Source organism: Nocardioides sp. R-C-SC26, from assembly GCF_021246465.1.
GTDB lineage: Bacteria > Actinomycetota > Actinomycetes > Propionibacteriales > Nocardioidaceae > Nocardioides.
In genome coordinates, this window is record NZ_JAHRHK010000008.1 from 60,460 (window position 1) to 77,571 (window position 17,112).

The 17,112-nt window shown below is 71.2% G+C and carries 11 protein-coding genes, 1 tRNA gene and 2 pseudogenes; 8 read left to right on the plus strand and 6 right to left on the minus strand.

Translation table 11 applies throughout. From position 1 onward, the window contains the following. Nucleotides 1-18: 18 nt before the first annotated feature. From KSO97_RS18460 to KSO97_RS18275, 6 genes and pseudogenes are all read left to right on the plus strand, one after another. Nucleotides 19-312: pseudogene (locus KSO97_RS18460) on the plus strand (hypothetical protein); the annotation flags it as partial. Beyond that, nucleotides 313-1,608 (plus strand): annotated as a pseudogene (locus tag KSO97_RS09295) (flavin monoamine oxidase family protein); the annotation flags it as partial. It lies immediately after the preceding pseudogene. Continuing rightward, nucleotides 1,605-2,708: an SMP-30/gluconolactonase/LRE family protein gene (locus KSO97_RS09300; protein ID WP_232678202.1), complete on the plus strand. Its 1,104-nt coding sequence runs from the start codon at nucleotides 1,605-1,607 to the stop codon at nucleotides 2,706-2,708. The pseudogene KSO97_RS09295 and the gene KSO97_RS09300, both read left to right, overlap by 4 nt. 135 nt (nucleotides 2,709-2,843) lie before the next feature. Then, complete coding sequence (locus KSO97_RS09305) at nucleotides 2,844-3,572, plus strand: uracil-DNA glycosylase (protein WP_232678203.1); 729 nt, start codon at nucleotides 2,844-2,846, stop codon at nucleotides 3,570-3,572. Between the two features lie 199 nt (nucleotides 3,573-3,771). Then, nucleotides 3,772-4,554 (plus strand): dioxygenase, encoded by a 783-nt coding sequence (locus KSO97_RS09310; protein WP_232678204.1) that lies wholly within the window; start codon nucleotides 3,772-3,774, stop codon nucleotides 4,552-4,554. 72 nt (nucleotides 4,555-4,626) lie between these two features. After that, nucleotides 4,627-7,797 carry a triacylglycerol lipase gene (locus tag KSO97_RS18275; protein WP_232678205.1) on the plus strand — a complete coding sequence of 1,057 codons (3,171 nt, stop codon included), beginning with the start codon at nucleotides 4,627-4,629 and terminating at the stop codon, nucleotides 7,795-7,797. A 241-nt stretch (nucleotides 7,798-8,038) separates the two neighbouring features. Here KSO97_RS18275 and KSO97_RS09320 read toward each other — a convergent pair whose 3' ends face one another. After that, nucleotides 8,039-9,643 (minus strand): succinic semialdehyde dehydrogenase, encoded by a 1,605-nt coding sequence (locus tag KSO97_RS09320; RefSeq protein WP_232678206.1) that lies wholly within the window; start codon nucleotides 9,641-9,643, stop codon nucleotides 8,039-8,041. A gap of 3 nt (nucleotides 9,644-9,646) precedes the next feature. Beyond that, nucleotides 9,647-11,284, minus strand: coding sequence for a GMC family oxidoreductase (locus KSO97_RS09325; protein WP_232678207.1), 1,638 nt, complete (start codon nucleotides 11,282-11,284; stop codon nucleotides 9,647-9,649). A gap of 163 nt (nucleotides 11,285-11,447) precedes the next feature. On the opposite strand from KSO97_RS09325, the gene pdxY reads away from it, so the two are divergent. Continuing rightward, nucleotides 11,448-12,299, plus strand: coding sequence for a pyridoxal kinase PdxY (gene pdxY / locus KSO97_RS09330; protein WP_232678208.1), 852 nt, complete (start codon nucleotides 11,448-11,450; stop codon nucleotides 12,297-12,299). Between the two features lie 142 nt (nucleotides 12,300-12,441). Here pdxY and KSO97_RS09335 read toward each other — a convergent pair. Both KSO97_RS09335 and KSO97_RS09340 read right to left on the minus strand, forming a co-directional pair. Then, nucleotides 12,442-12,513, minus strand: a tRNA-Thr gene (locus KSO97_RS09335). 130 nt (nucleotides 12,514-12,643) lie between these two features. Further along, entirely contained in the window at nucleotides 12,644-13,366 is a 723-nt protein-coding gene (locus KSO97_RS09340; RefSeq protein WP_232678209.1) for an SDR family NAD(P)-dependent oxidoreductase, read from the minus strand. A 102-nt stretch (nucleotides 13,367-13,468) separates the two neighbouring features. Between KSO97_RS09340 and KSO97_RS09345 the strand changes: the two genes are divergently transcribed. Then, nucleotides 13,469-14,656, plus strand: a complete 1,188-nt coding sequence (locus KSO97_RS09345) for a DUF4032 domain-containing protein (protein WP_232678210.1) — start codon at nucleotides 13,469-13,471, stop codon at nucleotides 14,654-14,656. Between the two features lie 174 nt (nucleotides 14,657-14,830). Here KSO97_RS09345 and KSO97_RS09350 read toward each other — a convergent pair whose 3' ends face one another. Both KSO97_RS09350 and KSO97_RS09355 read right to left on the minus strand, forming a co-directional pair. Beyond that, entirely contained in the window at nucleotides 14,831-15,403 is a 573-nt protein-coding gene (locus KSO97_RS09350) for a hypothetical protein (protein WP_232678212.1), read from the minus strand. After that, nucleotides 15,400-17,112, minus strand: a 1,713-nt coding sequence (locus KSO97_RS09355; protein WP_308188278.1) for a choice-of-anchor P family protein, incomplete at its 5' end; no start/stop codon positions are given. The genes KSO97_RS09350 and KSO97_RS09355, both read right to left, overlap by 4 nt.

Sequence of the window (17,112 nt, forward strand, 5' to 3'; positions counted from 1 at the left end):
GCTCAAGGAGCCGCACCGATGATCGACCTGCGCCCGGCCGACCACCCTCTCTCACACGCCGGCGACGGTACGGCGATCGCGCCGACGAGCCCCACCCGTCGTGGCGTCCTCACCGGCCTGGCGGGCCTGGCCGGCGCCGCAGCCGGAGCGGGCGCGCTGACCCCGGGCGGCGCATCTGCCTCGTCGCTGTCGCCGGAGCGCGCACCCGTCACCGGGCTCCAGGGTGCGCTGCCCTCCTCCGTCGACGTCGTCGTGATCGGCGGCGGCATCGCCGGCCTGGTCGCGGCCCGCGAGGCGGCTCGCGGCGGCGCTTCGGTCCTGCTGCTCGAGGCCCGTGATCGCGTCGGCGGACGCGTCCTCAACCACACGCTGCGCACCGGCAACGCCGTGATCGAGGCCGGTGGCGCCTTCGTCGGCCCGACCCAGGACCACATCCTGGCGTTGGCCAAGGAGCTGAAGGTGCCCACCTTCAAGGAGTACGTGAAGGGCAAGAGCGTCTACATCTCCTCCCTCACCGGGCGGATGGAGTTCAGCGGCACCGTGCCACCCGACCCGACGATCCTGGCCGACGCCGCGATCCTGCTCGGGCTGATCGACATGTACGCCGCCGAGATCGCCGTCGACACCCCCTGGTCGCACCCCCGCGCCCGCGAGTGGGACGGCATGACGCTGGGTCAGTTCATCCGGCGCACGGCGCTCATCAACCCCGCTGGCGTCACGAACCTGATCAAGAGCTGGACCCAGCCGGGCTTCGGCGCCGATCCGCACGAGCTCTCCTTCCTCTTCGTGCTCTGGTACGTCGCGTGCTCGGGCAACGAGCGCACGGTCGGCACGTTCTCCCGCAACTCCGACACGATCAACGGCGCGCAGGAGCGACGCTTCGTCGGCGGCTCCCAGCTCATCCCGATCCGGATGGCGCGCCAGCTCGGCGACATCGTCGCGCTGCGCGCCCCCGTGACGAAGGTCGACCAGCGCAGCGGTCGCGCGGTCGTGCACACGCGCCGCGGCGTCGTCTCGGCCAAGCGGGTGATCTGCGCGGCTCCCCCGCCGCTCGTGCTGGGGATCGACTGGTTCCCGAAGCTGCCCACGATGCGCCGCCGGCTCATGGAGGAGCTCGACATGGGCCAGCTGATGAAGTGCGACGCGGTCTACACGACGCCGTTCTGGCGCAAGGACGGCCTCAACGGCTTCGGCATCAACGATGCCGGCGCCGCACGCGCCGTCTTCGACAACTCCCCCAAGGACGGCGAACCCGGCGTCCTGCTCGCCTTCGTGGGCGGCTCGACGTGGCGCAAGTACGGCACCATGCCGAAGGCGCAGCGACGCCGTGCCGTGCTCGAGGGATTCGCCGAGATGTTCGGGCCCCAGGCGCTGCGGCCGGTCGAGTACACCGAGCAGGACTGGACCAAGGAGCGGTGGACCACCGGTGGTCCCACCACGATCCACGCCCCGGGCACGCTGACGAAGTTCGGCGCCGCGATCCGCCGTCCGCACGGCCGCGTGCACTGGGCAGGCACCGAGACCTCGACCTACTGGTCGGGCTACATGGACGGCGCGGTCCGCTCCGGTGAGCGCGCCGCCGTCGAGGTGCTGGAGCAGCTGCGATGAGGCGCCTCGCCACCCCCGTCGTCGGCGGGATCGCTCTCGCCCTGCTCGGGCTGCTCCCGGTGACCGCGAGCCCGTCGACGGCAGCGCCCGCCGCACCGACGAGCACGACGACGCCCGCGTCGGCGTCCCCTTCCGCCAAGGCCGCGCCGCGCAAGTGGGACACGCGCGTGTTCGCCCGCGTCCCCGCGCCGGGCTATCCCGCATACGTGCACGCCCACACCAACGGCCGCGTCTATGCGGGCAGCTACAAGGCCGGCAGCGCGCGCTCGAAGGTGTTCGAGTGGAGTGCCCGCGGCACGCTGCTGCGGTCGTGGACGGTGCCTGGCCAGCGCCTCGGGTCGGATCCCGGCGTCCAGGTCGCCAACCAGACCCGCGACGGTCGTCTGGTGCTGCTGGAGACCTCGCGGCGTGCGGTGATGACGCTCGACGTGCGCAGCGGGCGCTTCCGCACGATCGCGACCTTCCCGTCCGGCGCCGTCCCCAACTACGCGACCTGGGGGCCGGACGGCGACCTCTACGTCACCGACTACCACCAGCCGATCATCTGGCGACTCGAGCACGGATCCCGCACGCCGGAGCGCTGGTTCCGATCGGCGGCGCTGAACGGCACCGAGTTCGGCGCGACGGGCATCGCCTACCGGCCGGGCCGCGGCGACCTCGTGATCTCCCAGCAGGCCGTGCTCGACGGTTCGCAGCTGCCCGTCAACGGGGCGCTCTACAGCCTGCCGATCACGCCCTCGGGCAAGCCGGGTGCGATCCGCGAGCTGTGGCAGTCCCGGCCGCTCGACCTGCCCGACGGCTTCGGCATCGGCCGCTCGGGCAACATCTACGTCGCGACGGTCGGCACCAACCAGATCGTGGAGCTCACGGCGTCCGGCAAGGAGCTCGGCCGGTTCCCCGAACTGCCGCTGGCGGGTCAGACCGGAGCGGCCATCCCGTTCGACACCCCGTGCAGCGCGACCTTCCTCGGCACCACCGTGCTCGTGGCCAACCAGTCGGCGATCTTCGGGCAGGCCGGCAACCAGGCGATCCTCCAGGTCGAGGTCGGCGAGCGGGGACGGCGTCCATTCCTTCCCCGCACGGCCACCTTCACGCGCTGAGGCGTCGACCCGTCTTGATCTAGAGACGGGTCAACGCCCGACCCGAGGTTGACCCGTCTCTAGATCAAGACGGGTCAACGCCCGACCCGAGGTTGACCCGTCTCTAGATCAAGACGGGTCAACGAGAATGGGGCCATGAGCGCACTCGCGGGGTTGGTCGAGAAGGGTCTGATGGCGCCGGACTGGGCACAGGCGCTGGAACCGGTCGACGAGCAGATCGCCGCCCTCGGCGGGTTCCTGCGTGAGGAGACGGCGGCGGGCCGCCACTACCTGCCGGCCGGGGAGAACATCTTCCGCGCATTCCGCCGTCCGCTCGCCGACGTCAAGGTGCTCATCGTGGGCCAGGACCCATACCCAACACCGGGGCACCCGATCGGCCTGAGCTTCGCCGTCGAGGACGACGTGTGGCCGCTGCCGCGCAGCCTGGTCAACATCTACCTCGAACTGCGCGACGACCTCGGCTTCACCCCGCCTCGACATGGCGACCTCTCGGGCTGGTCCGACCAGGGGGTGATGCTGCTCAACCGTGTGCTCACCGTGCAGCCCGGCGCTCCGGCGTCCCACCGACGCAAAGGATGGGAGCAGGTCACCGAGTGCGCGATCCGCGCCCTCGCCGCCCGAGCCGACGGCGGCCGCCCGCTCGCCGCGATCCTCTGGGGGCGCGACGCCCAGGCGCTCGAGCCGATACTGACGGGCATCGGATGCGTGACCTCGGCACATCCCTCCCCACTGTCGGCCTCGCGCGGCTTCTTCGGATCGCGCCCGTTCTCGCGCGTCAATGCCCTGCTCGCCGAGCGCGGCGTGCCTCCCGTCGACTGGACGGCGCTCGCGCCGGGCGACGCCTCGGCGGCGGGGGCGCGGTGACCTACGGAGGAAACGACCGCCCCTGACGCCGGGGCGCGGTGACCTACGAAGGAAACGGCGCCCGGCAAACCTCAGCACCTCACCGCCCTCGCAGCCCGAACCGCCGCAAACCCTCCGCGAGACACCGCCCGCCCCTCACCGGACGGCGCGCACGAGGCAGGAGCGGAATAGTCGCGATCGTGGCATAGTTAGTTGAATCATGAACGACATGCTCGTCCGGATCCCGGCCCTCTACATCGGCCACGGCGCCCCGCCGCTGCTCGACGACCCGATCTGGTCCGGCGAGCTGGCGGCCTGGGCCCGCGACCTGCCGCACCCGCGGGCGATCCTGATCGTCAGCGCGCACTGGGAGTCCGCACCGGTGATGCTGACGGCGTCGGGCGCTCCGCTGGTCTACGACTTCGGCGGGTTCGACCCCAAGTACTTCCAGATGACGTACGCGACGCCCGACTCGACGTCGCTCGCGCGGCGGATCGCGGCGATGATGCCCGCGGGCGAGCCGGTGCATCAGCACACCTCACGCGGGCTCGACCACGGGGCCTGGGTGCCCCTGAAGATCATGTACCCCGACGCCGACATCCCCGTCGTCCAGATGTCGCTGCCCACCAGCGATCCGGTACGCCTGCTCGCGCTGGGCGAGCGGCTGCGACCACTGCGCGACGAGGGCGTGCTCATCGTCGGCTCGGGCTTCCTCACCCACGGCCTGCCGTTCCTGCGCGACTGGAGCATCGACGCGGCCGCGCCCGGCTGGTCCAGCGACTTCGACGCCTGGGCCGCCGAGGCTCTGGCCCGAGGGGACGTCGACGCACTCGCCGACTTCCGACACCAGGCCCCGGGCCTGCCGTATGCCCACCCGACGGTGGAGCACCTCACGCCGCTCTTCGTCACCCTCGGCGCGGCGAGCGACCCGACGTCGCCGGGCGAGCAGCGCATCGACGGCTTCTGGATGGGTCTCTCGAAGCGGTCGCTCCAGGTCGCCTGATCCGCGGTATCGGTGGAAGTTCGGTAGTTCCACGGATACCGGCGACCACCTCTCTCCCCCACGCTGGGTCGGGTGGTCCGCTCTGTCTCGACGCGCCGTCCGTCCGCCCGCTCGCTCCTGTCGACGTCGCCCCTGACGGCGCCCGCCCTGCTGCTGGTCGCAGCGCTGATCGCCACGACGGCGAGCGTGGTCGCGCCGGCCTCGATCACACCGTCGGCGACAGCGGCGGCGGCGCCCGGCGGCGGTGCCGGGCGCGAGGAGATCGTGCTCTTCGAACTCGACGGCACCCGGTTCAATCTGATCGCGGTAGCCCCCGACGGCAGCGGCCGACGCGACATCGCGCTGCCCGGGCGCTTCAACGACGCCCTGATCGACGGCAAGCTCATCGGGGCTCGTCCGCTGACCCACGATCGGTGGCTGCTCTCCACCCTGGAGACCACCAACTTCCTCGAGACCCGGATCGACGTCGTCGATCTCGTCTCGGGCAGCAGTCGCCTGGTCGCCGAGAACACCTGCGGCGGGGCGTCCTTCACCAGCGCGGACGGTGAACAGGTCAGCTACCTGGCCGCCGCTAGCGGCCCCGACGACCGTCCCCGGTGCCGGCCCGCGGTCCGTGACGTCGACGGAGGTCCCGCACGAGTGGCGCCGGAGCTCCCCGGCTTCGTCGCGAGCCAGGGCGTCGCCATCGACCCTGAGGGCGACACCGTGTACTACCAGGCGACCTTCGCCGACGAGGCCCAGCCGGTCTTCGGGCTGACCGGCCTGGTGCGCTGGGATCCGGCGACCGACGAGCAGGTGCTGGTCGACATGTCCACCGACCGCCGCACCGAGACCGTCGGCGACCGCTCGACCTCGACGATGACGCTGGTCTCCCTGCTGGGTGTGCACGCCGACGGCTCGCTGCTGATGAGCGAGCACACCCAGACGACGATCCACCAGGCCGACACCCCCACGATCAACCGGTCGGTGACCGACGTCGTCGCGATCGGAGACGACGGCGTGAGGCGGGTGCTGGAGCAGCGCAGCCAGGACGACCTGAACCCGCCCTTCCAGGCGATGTTCCCCTCACCCGACGGCTCCAGCATGCTCACCACCTTCACCGCCTCCTCGACGCTGCTCCCCGCAACCCCCTACGTCAACGACCGCGACCTGACCGGCGAGTGGACTGCCGTCCCCGGGCTGGGGCAGTCCTTCGTGATGGGGTGGGTCCCGCCGGACGACGAGACACCGCCGGTGATCTTCCTGCCGGGCGTGCTCGGCTCGGAGATCTGGTGCGATCGCGACGCCGCGCAGCCGGTGTGGCCGTCGTTCCCCGTGATCCGCGAGCTGATGCAGCTGGAGGCTGACGGCGCCACGACGACGAACCCGTTGTGCGCCAACTCGGGGGCCGTGGACGCACGCTACGACGACGACCACCGTCTGGTCCCGTTCGCGTCAGGGGTGGCGGAGTCGCTGTTCGGCACCGACATCTACGGCGAGGGGCTCCGGCTCCTGGCCGAGGCGGTCGGCCCGGAGAACTTCTACGCCTTCGGCTGGGACTGGCGCAAGGACACCGCGTTCTCCGTGGCCCGGCTCGACGATCTGGTGGATCAGGTGCTCGAGGAGACCGACGCCGACCAGGTGCAGCTCGTGGCGCACTCCTACGGGGGTCTGCTGGCCATGGACTACGCCAGCGACCCGGCACGTCGCGACAAGCTCGCTCGCGTCACGACGGTGGGGACGCCCTATCGAGGATCGGCGAAGGCACCCTTCAGCCTCCTGATCGGCTCGGAGTCGGCGTTCGACATCATGAAGAAGGGCTCGATCGAGTTCCTCTTCGCCGGCCGTTCGCGGCTGCAGGAGTTCGCCACGACCCTGCGCGGCATGTTCAACCTCTGGCCCTCGCCGGGCTACGGACCCTTCCTGCGCGTGGACGGGCGAGGCACCGACCCGCTCGACACCGACGCGACGGCCGCGTTGATCGAGGAGGTCGGCGGCGCCTCGGCACTGTGGCGCTCGGCCCAGGCCAAGCACGCGACCCTGTGGGACCAGCTCGACACCGGCGACCTGCCCTGGCACATCGTCGTCTCCGGCGGGGTGCCGACCATCGACACCGTGCACATGAACCCCGGCGGCGACGAGGACCCCACCGCCTTCGGCATCACGCTCTCCTCCGGCGACCGCACCGTCCCGCTGCGCTCCCAGACGCTCGGCGCGGCGGGGGGTCTCTCGCCTCTTCAGGTCAGCGCGATCCCGGGGGCGCACACCGCCGTCGGGGCCAGCGAGCTGTGCGCCGCACCGCACTCGGAGCAGATGGCGAACCCCGAGCTCTACGAGCTGATCACACCGTGGCTGGTCGACGGCGAGCGCCCCGCGCCGGGACGCGCCTGCCGGGCCCAGCGGCGTCTGGTGCTGGAGGTGATCGACGCCGCCGACCTCCCCGACCCGAGGCCGGCCGCTCCCCGGACGGCGTCACCGCGCACGGCGGCCGGTCAGGCCACGGGCCCTCTGACCCTGGCCCAGGCACTCGACGCGGGCGTGGTCGACGTCGAACTGCTCGGTCGCCAGCAGCTGATCCTGCTCGACCCCGAGGAACCGGTGACGCTGCGCCTCACGCCGGCCCAGAGCCGCACGATGCGGGTGAGCGGTTCGATCGTCGACGGCGCCGCCCAGACGCCCCTGGTGCAGGAGACGTCGTCGGCCGGCGAGGACGACATCGAGCTCGACGCCGCCGGCGTCGTGGAGATCACCGACGCGGAGACCGGTGCCGTGCTCGGCACCAGCTCCCCGCCCTCGGAGCCGACGGAGACGCCGACCGCGACCCCGACGGCGCCGGTGTTCCCCACGCCGACCGCGACCCCGACGGTGCCGGTGACCCCGACGCCGACCGCGACCCCGACTCCCGCGCCGACGCCGACGCCGACGCCGACGCCCACAAGCACTCCCACCAGCGAACCGGATCCGGTGACACCGAGCCTCACCCCCGTCGTCCGGGTCGCGGGCAGCTCTCCACGGCGCGGTGTCGTGCGCCTGGCGATCGAGGTGCGCGCCCAGGACGTGACGGCGGCCGCCCGGCTGGGCCGGGTGATGGTCTGGCGCGGCCGACGTCTGGTCGGCACCGCAGCCGTACGCGACGGCGTCGCCGGTCTCGTGCTGCGTGGCCAGCCCGCCGGACGACGTCGCTACACGGTGCTGTTCTTGGGCAACGACACCCTCACGCCCGCTGTCCGGCGCGTGTGGCTGCGCGTCGCGGGTCGCGGCTGACCGCACGACGCCGCCGCGATCCGTGGCGGTGGGTCTGGAACGGTCCTCGCGCGACGAACCGTCTCCCCCTCACCGCTCCCCCGACGGCCGCGTGGCGCGGACGGACGGACCGCGGCGAGTCGGAACGAGGGCGGGGGGGGGGGGGCCCCCCGGGGACCGCGCCGGCGCGGATCCCCTACGCCGGGTCGGCACCCGTCAGGTGCCGACCCGGCGTCGGTGCCGTGCGAGGGAGTGCGGCCGGTCAGCGGATACGGAGCTTGCGCATCATCCGCATGCTGGTGAGCATGCCGGAGACGTACTTGTCGTAGTCCTGCCCGGGCTTGGCGCCCATCACCTGCTTCTTGAGCACCGCGACCTGCTTGACGTCGGTGTACTTCAACAGGCCCTGATCACCGTGGCGGGCGCCGACACCGGACTGCTTCACGCCTCCGGACGGCGTTCCCTTGCTGGCGAACGCCGTTGCCACGGCGTCGTTGACGTTGATGTTGCCCGAGTCGATCTGGCGGGCGACGGCGGTCGCAGCGCCCAGGTCGCGGCCCCACACCGAGGCATTGAGCCCGTAGTCGGTGTCGTTGGCGAGCGCGATCGCCTCCTCGACGGTGTCGTAGGCGAAGAGCGAGACGACGGGCCCGAAGGTCTCCAGCGTCGCGTGCACCATGTCGGGAGTGACGCCCTCCAGGATGGTCGGCTCGAAGAACGCCGGCCCGATGTCGGGGCGACGGCGTCCGCCGGTGAGCACCGTGGCGCCCTTGTCGACCGCATCCTGCACGTGGGAGGCGACCCGCTCCATGTGGTCGACCGAGACCAGCGAACCGACCTCGGGGCCGAAGTCGTAGGAGGCACGCAGGTCCAGTGCCTCGGTGGCCGCGACGAACTTGGCCTTGAACTCCTCATAGCGCGAGCGGGGCAGGTACATCCGCTCGATGTGCATGCAGATCTGGCCGGTGTTGCCGAAGGCCGCGAACAGAGCGCCGGTGACGACCTCGTCGAAGTCGGCGTCCTCCAGCACGATCATCGGGTTCTTGCCGCCGAGCTCGAGGCACGCGCCGATCAGGTTCGCGCCGGCGCGCTCGCCGATCACCCGACCGGTCGCGGTGGAGCCGGTGAACATCACGTAGTTCGCATTGTCGATCAGGGTCGGACCGACGTCGGGCCCCTCACCGCACACGACCTGGAACAGCCCTCGGGGCAGGCCCGCACGCTCGAGCAGCTCGATGCCCCACAGCGGCGAGAGCGCCGTCTTGTTGTCGGGCTTCAGCACGATCGCGTTGCCGGCCATCAGCGCCGAGATCGAGTCGGAGATGCCGGTGGCGAATGGGAAGTTCCACGGCGCGATGATGCCGACGACGCCCTTGGGCACTCGGATCTCGGTCGAGGTGGAGAGCATCGGGATCGGGCCGCCGCGGGTGGTCGGACGCAGCAGCTTGGCCGCCCGCTTGAGGTAGTGGCTCATCACCATCGGCGGGTCGCAGGTCTCCTCGATCGCCATCCGCCGGTTCTTGCCGCTCTCGACCTGGATCAGGTCAGCGGTGGTGTGGGCGTTGTCGAGGAACAGCGTGTGCGCGCGCTTGAAGACGGCGAGCCGCTCGGCGACCGGCGTGGCAGCCCAGGCGACCTGCGCGCGACGAGCCTCCTCGAAGGCGCGCTCGATGTCGGCCTCGGTCGACTGCGGGAGCTCGACCAGCGTCTGCCCGGTGTAGACCTCGGTGAGCGCCCAGGGCGCGCGGCTGCCGTCGGAGGCGACCCGCGCGACCAGTCGCTTGAGCAGGTCGTCGGTGACAGACGCCGGGCGGGCCAGCCCGCCGTCGACGGCAGCGGATCCGGTGGCGGATGCGGTGGCGGTCACGACTCAGGCCCGGCCGAGGATGAAGTCGGAGGCACGCTCACCGATCATGATCGCCGGCGCGTTGGTGTTGCCGCCGGTGATCGACGGCATGATCGAGGCGTCGGCCACGCGCAGACCCTCGATGCCGCGCACCTTCAGGTCGGGCGAGACGACCGACAGCTCGTCCACGCCCATCCGGCAGGTACCGACGCCGTGGTAGACCGACGTCGCGCGGTTCAAGATCGCGTCGCGCAGCTCCTGGCCCTTCACGTTGGCTCCGGGGTGGATCTCGCTCTTGATCGACCCCTTGAACGCCGATCCGGCGAAGATCTCGCGGACGAGCTCGGAGCCCTCGGCCAGCAGGTCCAGGTCGGCGGTCTCGGCGAGGTAGTTGTAGTCGATGAGCGGGGTGGCGGTCGGGTCCGCCGATGCCAGACGCAGCGTGCCGCGGCTCTTGGGGTAGATCAGCGTGGTCAGCACCGTCATCGCCGGGCGCGGGTCGACGTCGTGGCGCACCGGGGCGTCCTGGTTCGGCGAGACGTAGCTCCACGGCAGCAGGTGCAGCTGCAGGTCGGGGATGTTTCCCGACGCCGCCGCCTGGGAGGTCTTGAGGAAGGCCAGCACCTCGAAGACGGAGTTGGACAGGAACGAGCGGCCGGGGCGCATCGTCTCCTTGGCGACGCCCTTGGCGAAGTACCAGGGCGTGCCCCGGTGGTTGGACGACGTCGCGTGCACGGTGATCGCGTGGAACATGTGGTCGTGCAGGTTGTCGCCCACGGGAAGGTCGGCGAGGACCTCGATGCCCTGGTCGCGCAGGTGCTGGGCGTGGCCGATGCCCGAGAGCATCAACAGCTGGGCCGAGCCGATGAAGCCGGCCGCGAGGATGACCTCCTTGCCCGCGCGGATCGTGCGGACCGAGCCGTCCTTGTCCTGGACCTCGACGCCGGTCGCCCGTCCGTTCTCGATGACGACCTTGCGAGCCAGCACCTGGGTCTGGACCTCGAGCGTGGCGGGGGCGAGGTGGTGGATGTACCCGCGCGAGGCGGAGTAGCGCAGGCCGTCGGCAGCGTTCTGCTGCATCCGGCCGACACCCTCCTGCGAGGCACCGTTGTAGTCGTCGAGGATCTCGCAGCCGGTCGCGTCGGCGGTGGCCTGCAGGAACTGCAGCGAGCCCTCCTGCGGCATCTTGTTGACCGTGACGCGGATCGGGCCGCCGGTCCCGCGGTAGGCGTCCTCGCCGCCCTCGTAGTCCTCCATCCGCTTGTACGCGGCGTTGACGGAGTCGGCGTCCCATCCGGTGCAGCCCTCGGCGGCCCAGGAGTCGAAGTTGGCGCGGTTGCCGCGCACGTAGACCATGCCGTTGACCGAGCTCGATCCGCCGAGCACCTTGCCGCGCGGCGTGGGCATCTTGCGGTCGAGGAGGTGCTTCTGCGGCACCGAGTAGTAGCCCCAGTCGTTGAGCTTCTTGATCTTGGGCTCAGCGTGCATCGGGCCGATCATGCCCGGCTTCTTGGTGAGGTACTGATCGTCGCTCTTGCCCGCCTCGAGCACGATGACACGCGCACCGCTCTGTGCGAGCCGGCCGGCCAGGGCCGCTCCGGAACTGCCCGAACCGACCACGATGTAGTCGGCTTCGTTGCTGTAGGGCGCCTTCTTGGCCATGCGCTGCATCCTCGATCCGTGCCGTGCTGTGGCCTAGCCCACAGTCGGGACAACTGTAACCTGTTCTAGTTCGAAGCGCACGGGGTGTCTGCGAGGAACGAATACCTTTCGTGCCCGGTCGATCGACGAGCGCTCGACCGAGTGGGTGCGGGAACATGGCGCCATGAAGATCCTGTCGATCCAGTCGTCGGTCGCCTACGGTCACGTCGGCAACTCGGCCGCGGTCTTCCCTCTGCAGCGACTGGGCCACGAGGTGTGGCCGGTACTGACGGTGCACTTCTCCAACCACACCGGCTACGGCGCCTGGCGCGGCCCGCTCCTGGCAGCCGACGACATCGCTGCGGTGATCGCGGGGATCGGCGATCGCGGTGTGCTCGGCGAGGCCGACGCCGTGCTCAGCGGCTACCAGGGCGATCCTGCCGTCGGCGCCGTCATCCTCGACACGGTGGCGACCGTGCGCCAGCTCAATCCCGACGCCATCTACTGCTGCGACCCGGTGATGGGCGATGTCGGCCGCGGGATGTTCGTGCGGCCCGGCATCCCGGAGTTCCTCCGCGACCAGGTCGTGCCGCGAGCCGACGTCATCACGCCCAACCACTTCGAGCTCGACTTCCTCGCAGGTCGCGAGACGACCACGATGGCGCAGGTCCTCGATGCGGTCGACGACGTCCGCGCGCGCGGCCCGCGTGACGTGCTGGTCACCTCGGTGCGCCACGTCGACTCCGCGCCGGACACCCTCGACGTCGTCGCGGTCTCCGACGCCGGTGCCTGGGCTGTCACGACGCCCCTGCTCCCCATCACCCCCAACGGGTGCGGCGACGTCACCGCCGCGCTCTACCTGGCGCACCTCCGCACCACGGGCTCGCCGGCCACCGCTCTGGAGCACACGACGTCGACGGTGTTCGCGATCCTCGAGCAGACCGTCGCGGCCGGCACTCGCGAGATCCAGCTGGTGGCGGCCCAGGACGCGATCGCGGCGCCGCCCGCACGTTTCGCAGCACGCGCACTGCGCTGATCAGCGTCGCGGCGACTGCGCGCGAGCGCTTGCTGGCAGCGGGTTGCTACAGAACCGCCGCGCCGCGCGCCCTTCGAAGACCGCCCCGCACCCCGCGCATGTCACCGCCATCCCACGACGTTAGAACCGGGCACCGACATCGAGCCGCGTGAGAGAGTCGAACTCTCGACATTCCGCTTACAAGGCGGACGCTCTACCACTGAGCTAACGCGGCCTGCCCGCCGCTGCGGCGTCACACCGCCCGACGGACGGGGACCAGCCTAGGGATGCGCCGATCAACGGCCAAGGCGGCGCCGGACGCCGCCTACGCCCACGCGGATTTCGCCGTCGACAGGCCCCCGCGGTCAGCTCATGCCGCCATCGAAGGCCAGCACCGTGCCGGTGATCATGCGGGCCTCGGCCGAGGCGAGGTAGACGATCGCGTGGCCGATCTCGACGGGCGCGATGGCCGCGCCGGGCAGCATCATGATCAGCCGGTCGGCGACTCGCGCGTCGAGGTCGGGCGGGAAGCTCGCCGCAACCTGCGACACGATCGGAGTGTCGACCGTGCCCGGGCAGATGACGTTCACGCGGATGTTCTCCGGGCTCAACTCCAGCGCGAGCGCCTTGGTGAGCTGGGTGAGCCCGCCCTTGGCCGCGGAATAGGCCGAGGAGTAGGGCTGGGTCGCGTTGCCGGCGACCGAGGAGACGTTGACGATGTTGCCGGCCGGGGCCTTGCGCAGCCACGGCAGGGCCTCCTGGATCAGGAAGAAGGGCCCCTTAAGGTCGACGGCGTTGACGCGGTCCCACACCTCGGGAGTCACCGTCTCGAACCGACCGAACTGCACGATGCCGGCCACGTTGGCCAGCACGTCGATGCGCTGGTGCTCGGCCACGCAGGTCGCGATCGCGGCACGGATCGCCTCGACGTCGCCGACGTTGCACTCCACGTAGGTGACGCCGTCGGGGACGGTCGGCACGATGTCGAGGCCGAAGACGATGTCGCCGAGGTCGCGGAAGAGGGCTGCGGTGGCGTGGCCGATCCCGGAGGCGGCTCCGGTGACGACGACGACGCGGGGCTCTGTCATGGCGCGGACGCTACCAAACAGAACTAGAACAAGTTCTCGTTTCGCCGGTTCCCCGACCGCGCACCGATAGCCGCCGGGCCGCGGTCGCCCCTACGGTGAGGCATGGCCCTCCGCGTCGTCGCGCCGCGACCCGACCCCGGGATCCTCGCCCTGCCGTGGCACCGGCCCCTGGCGACCTGGGGCGGCCCGCAGGTTCTCGACGTCGCGCGTGGTCTCTCACGCCACGAGGTCCGGATCGTCGCGATCGACGGACTGCACGGCGAGGTGGTGCTCGCCGTGAAGGAGACGACGGAGGTACTCGCGCGACGCGAGCACCGGGCGCTGCGTGACCTGCACCGACTCGGCGTGCCCACCGTCGAGACCTACGGCGTGGTCACCGACCGCGGAGAAGGCCTGCCCGCGGCGCTGGTCACCCGCTACCTGGCCTACTCGCTCCCCTACCGCAGTGCCGTGGTGGATCGCGTCGCGAGCCAACCCGTGCCGGCCCTGGTCGATGCGCTCGTCGTGCTCCTGGTGCGGCTCCACCTCGCCGGCGTGTACTGGGGCGACGTGTCGCTCTCCAACGCGTTGTTCCGCACCGACGCGGGCGGCTTCGCGGCGTTCCTGGTCGATGCCGAGACGGTCGAGATCCACCCCGCCCTCTCCGACGGCGTGCGCGAGCACGACGTCCGTGTGGGCGGGGAGAACCTCTTCGCGGAGCTGTGCGACCTGCAGGCGGCCGCCACGCTCCCCGTCGACGTCGACCCGCACGCCGTCGTCGACCTGCTCGCGCAGCGCTACGCCGCCCTGTGGAACGAGCTGACCTCCGAGCAGGAGGTACCCGTCGGCGAACTGTGGCGCGTGGAGCAGCGGATCGCGCGCCTGAACGAGCTCGGCTTCGACGTCGAGGAGGTCGAGGTCACCGCTGCCGCCGACGCATCGACGGCGCGCATCCGCCCACGCGTCGTGGAGCAGGGCCATCACCGACGCGAGCTGCGGGCCCTCACCGCACTCGAGGTCGAGGACGCCCAGGCCCGTCGTCTACTCAACGACCTGGCCGCCTTCATCGCCCACCACGATCTGGGCGACGTCGATCGCGTCACCGCGGCTCGGCGCTGGCGGCGCGAGGTCTACGAGCCGCTCACGGCGCTGGTGCCGCAGGACCTCGCAGGCCGTCTCGCGCCGGCGGAGTTCTTCCACGAGGTGCTCGTGCACCGGTGGTTCCTCTCCGAGCAGGCCGGCCACGAGGTGGACATCTTCGAGACCGCGCGCGACTACGTGGAGACCGTGCTCACCGGCCCGGACCGCTGAGGCAGGCATCCCATCTCGACACGCTCGATGACCGGACCGACCCGGTGATCGGACCGACCCGGTGGTCGAGCCTGTCGAGACCCAACTCGACACGCTCGATGACCGGCCCGACCCGGTGGTCGAGGCGCCGAAGCCCCGCCGGGAGCATCGAGGCCCCCGGCGGTGGAGGTGAGGTCAGGGCTTGCAGACCCGGCAGGCGGTGAGGTCGGTGCGCGCACCGGCCGGCTGCAGGTCGTCACGGTGCGCGATGAGCGCGCAGTCGCGGCGGTGCATCGTCGTGCCGTCGCCGGCGGTCACCGGGATGGCGTTGGTGTCGACGCCGTCGTCGTTGATCGCCGCCGAACGCGACACGACGTCGGCCAGCACCAGCAGGGTGTCGGCGAGCCGCTTGGAAGCCTCGCGGTTGTCCGCCCCGATGCGCGCGAGCCACGCGCCGAAGTAGAGGAACCCGCCCAGGAAGGTGATGCCGAGGCCGAGGAACCCGCCGGAGACCTGGTAGGCCTCACGCTCGAAGTCGTAGACGGAGTTCGCCACGCCGTAGTAGCCGAGCAGGATGATCACGATGCCCAACGGCATCATGATCGCTCCGGCCCAGAACAGTACGGTCTGCAGCAGCTGGGCGTTGGAGTTGCGCAGCGGCGAGGCGCCCGCCTTGGGCAGCGTGCCGCCGGAGCCCATCCGGGCGCCGGAGGCCCGGGCACCGTGGTCGTGGGTGGAGTCGGCGTAGGTCGCTGTCGTCGTGGTCACTGGGTCACTGCACCTTTCGCAGGTCGGGGAGCCCCGAGTCGAGTCCGTGGGCGCAGGTTCCTGCGCCCCCGAGGGCTGCGACGCCGAGGCGGCGCGCGTAGCTGCCGAGCAGGCCGGCGACCACGAGGGCACCGAGCATCAGCATCGTGGGGATGGAGAACAGACCGGGCAGACCCGACTGGTTCTGGGCGTTCAGCTCCGGCACCGGGCTCGTGCCGGTGTCGCCGGTCGGCGGGGTGCTGTCGGTCGGGGCGTCGAGCGGCGCGGGGGGGGGGGGGGGCCCGCCCCCCGGGCGGGCCGCGGGGGGGCGGGGCCCTGGGGGGCGGGGCGCCGACCGACGGCGGGGTGAGGTCGCCACCGCCGTCGGTGCTGCCGGTGTTGTCGGTCGGAGTCTCCTCGCCACCGTCGGTCGGGGTCTCCGGCGACGGGTCCGTCGGGAAGTCGATGCCCGGCGTCGTCTTCACGCTGGCCTTGGTGCTACCGAGGGTGACGACCACCTTCGGGCCGAGTCCGGTGATCAGCTGCAGGTTCTCCTTGAGCGGCTTCAGCTGGTCGGGCAGCGCGCCGACGATCGTGTCGAGCAGCGTGAGGACGGGCTTGAGCTGCTTCTTCAGCTCCACCAGATCCAGCGTCACGGTCAGGCCCGACGACGTCGCCTCGATCGACGTCGAGCCGTCGGTGGCCGACTTCTCCACGATCGGGTCGGAGACCGAGAGCGTGATGCCGAGCAGGCTCAGCGCCTTGACCGGGTCGTTGGGGAGTCCCGGGATCGGGAACTTCTGGCCGACGGCCTCGAAGCCGTCGGGACCGAAGCGGAACTTCTGGCCCAGCGCCGTCAGGACGCCGAACCCGACCTCGGACTCCGAGACCGGCTTGGTGCCGTCGCTGAGCACCCGGGAGAGCACCTTGACGCCCTCGAGCTTGATCAGGCCACCGAGGATGCTGACGTCGCCGAGGTTCGAGCGCGCCTGGGCCAGCACGTCGTTGCCGGCCGTCGTCCGGCTGACGGACGTGACGCCGCCGAGGTCGACCAGGGCCGCGATCGGCGCGGGGATCAGCCCGGCCGAGCCGAGCGTCTCCTCCTCGTCGTTGCCGCCGCCGTTGCCGCCGCCACCGATGATGCCGAGGAGATCGCCGAGGCCGGGCAGGTTGAGGCCCGGCAGGAGTCCGCCGTTGCCTTCGCCCGGCTCGGCGTCGTCGGAGGGCTGACCGTCGGCGGAGAATCCGGCCGAGGCGTAGCCGAGTCGCTCACCGGCCTTGGCCCGCTGGATGCCACCGGGGATGGGCTCGTCGAAGGCCTCGGTCTCCTCGCCCGGGAACTGGGCGTTGGACTGCACCGGATAACCGTTCGCGAACAGCGCCAACACGACCTCGGGCGGGAAGCCGAGCTGCTCCAGCAGCGTCTTGAGGCCTTCACCGATGACGGCACCAGGCCACAGGTAGGACGCGCGAGCGTTGCTGCCGGCGGTGTCGGTGTGCGCCCGGGTGAACATCAGCGAGAACTCGAGCTGCGGGTTGGCCGGGATCGGGATCGTCGGCTCGAAGATCTCGATCTTCAGCGGGGTCGCGGTCGCGTCCCCCGCGAAGCCGGTGTAGTTGCCCGGCGACTCAGGCGCCGGGGTGTCGGTGGACGGCGCGTCGGTGGTGGGACTGTCCGACGGAGTCTCCGTCGGGGTGTCGGTCGGGCTCTCGGCGAGCCCCCCGCGGGC

What these genes read in the sequence shown, in the direction of transcription:
- pdxY (WP_232678208.1), top strand. Translation starts at nt 11,448, where the DNA reads ATGAAGATCCTGTCGATCCAGTCGTCGGTCGCCTACGGTCACGTCGGC.
- KSO97_RS09345 (WP_232678210.1), top strand. Translation starts at nt 13,469, where the DNA reads ATGGCCCTCCGCGTCGTCGCGCCGCGACCCGACCCCGGGATCCTCGCC.
- KSO97_RS09300 (WP_232678202.1), top strand. Translation starts at nt 1,605, where the DNA reads ATGAGGCGCCTCGCCACCCCCGTCGTCGGCGGGATCGCTCTCGCCCTG.
- KSO97_RS09305 (WP_232678203.1), top strand. Translation starts at nt 2,844, where the DNA reads ATGAGCGCACTCGCGGGGTTGGTCGAGAAGGGTCTGATGGCGCCGGAC.
- KSO97_RS09340 (WP_232678209.1), bottom strand. Translation starts at nt 13,366, where the DNA reads ATGACAGAGCCCCGCGTCGTCGTCGTCACCGGAGCCGCCTCCGGGATC.
- KSO97_RS09325 (WP_232678207.1), bottom strand. Translation starts at nt 11,284, where the DNA reads ATGGCCAAGAAGGCGCCCTACAGCAACGAAGCCGACTACATCGTGGTC.
- KSO97_RS09310 (WP_232678204.1), top strand. Translation starts at nt 3,772, where the DNA reads ATGAACGACATGCTCGTCCGGATCCCGGCCCTCTACATCGGCCACGGC.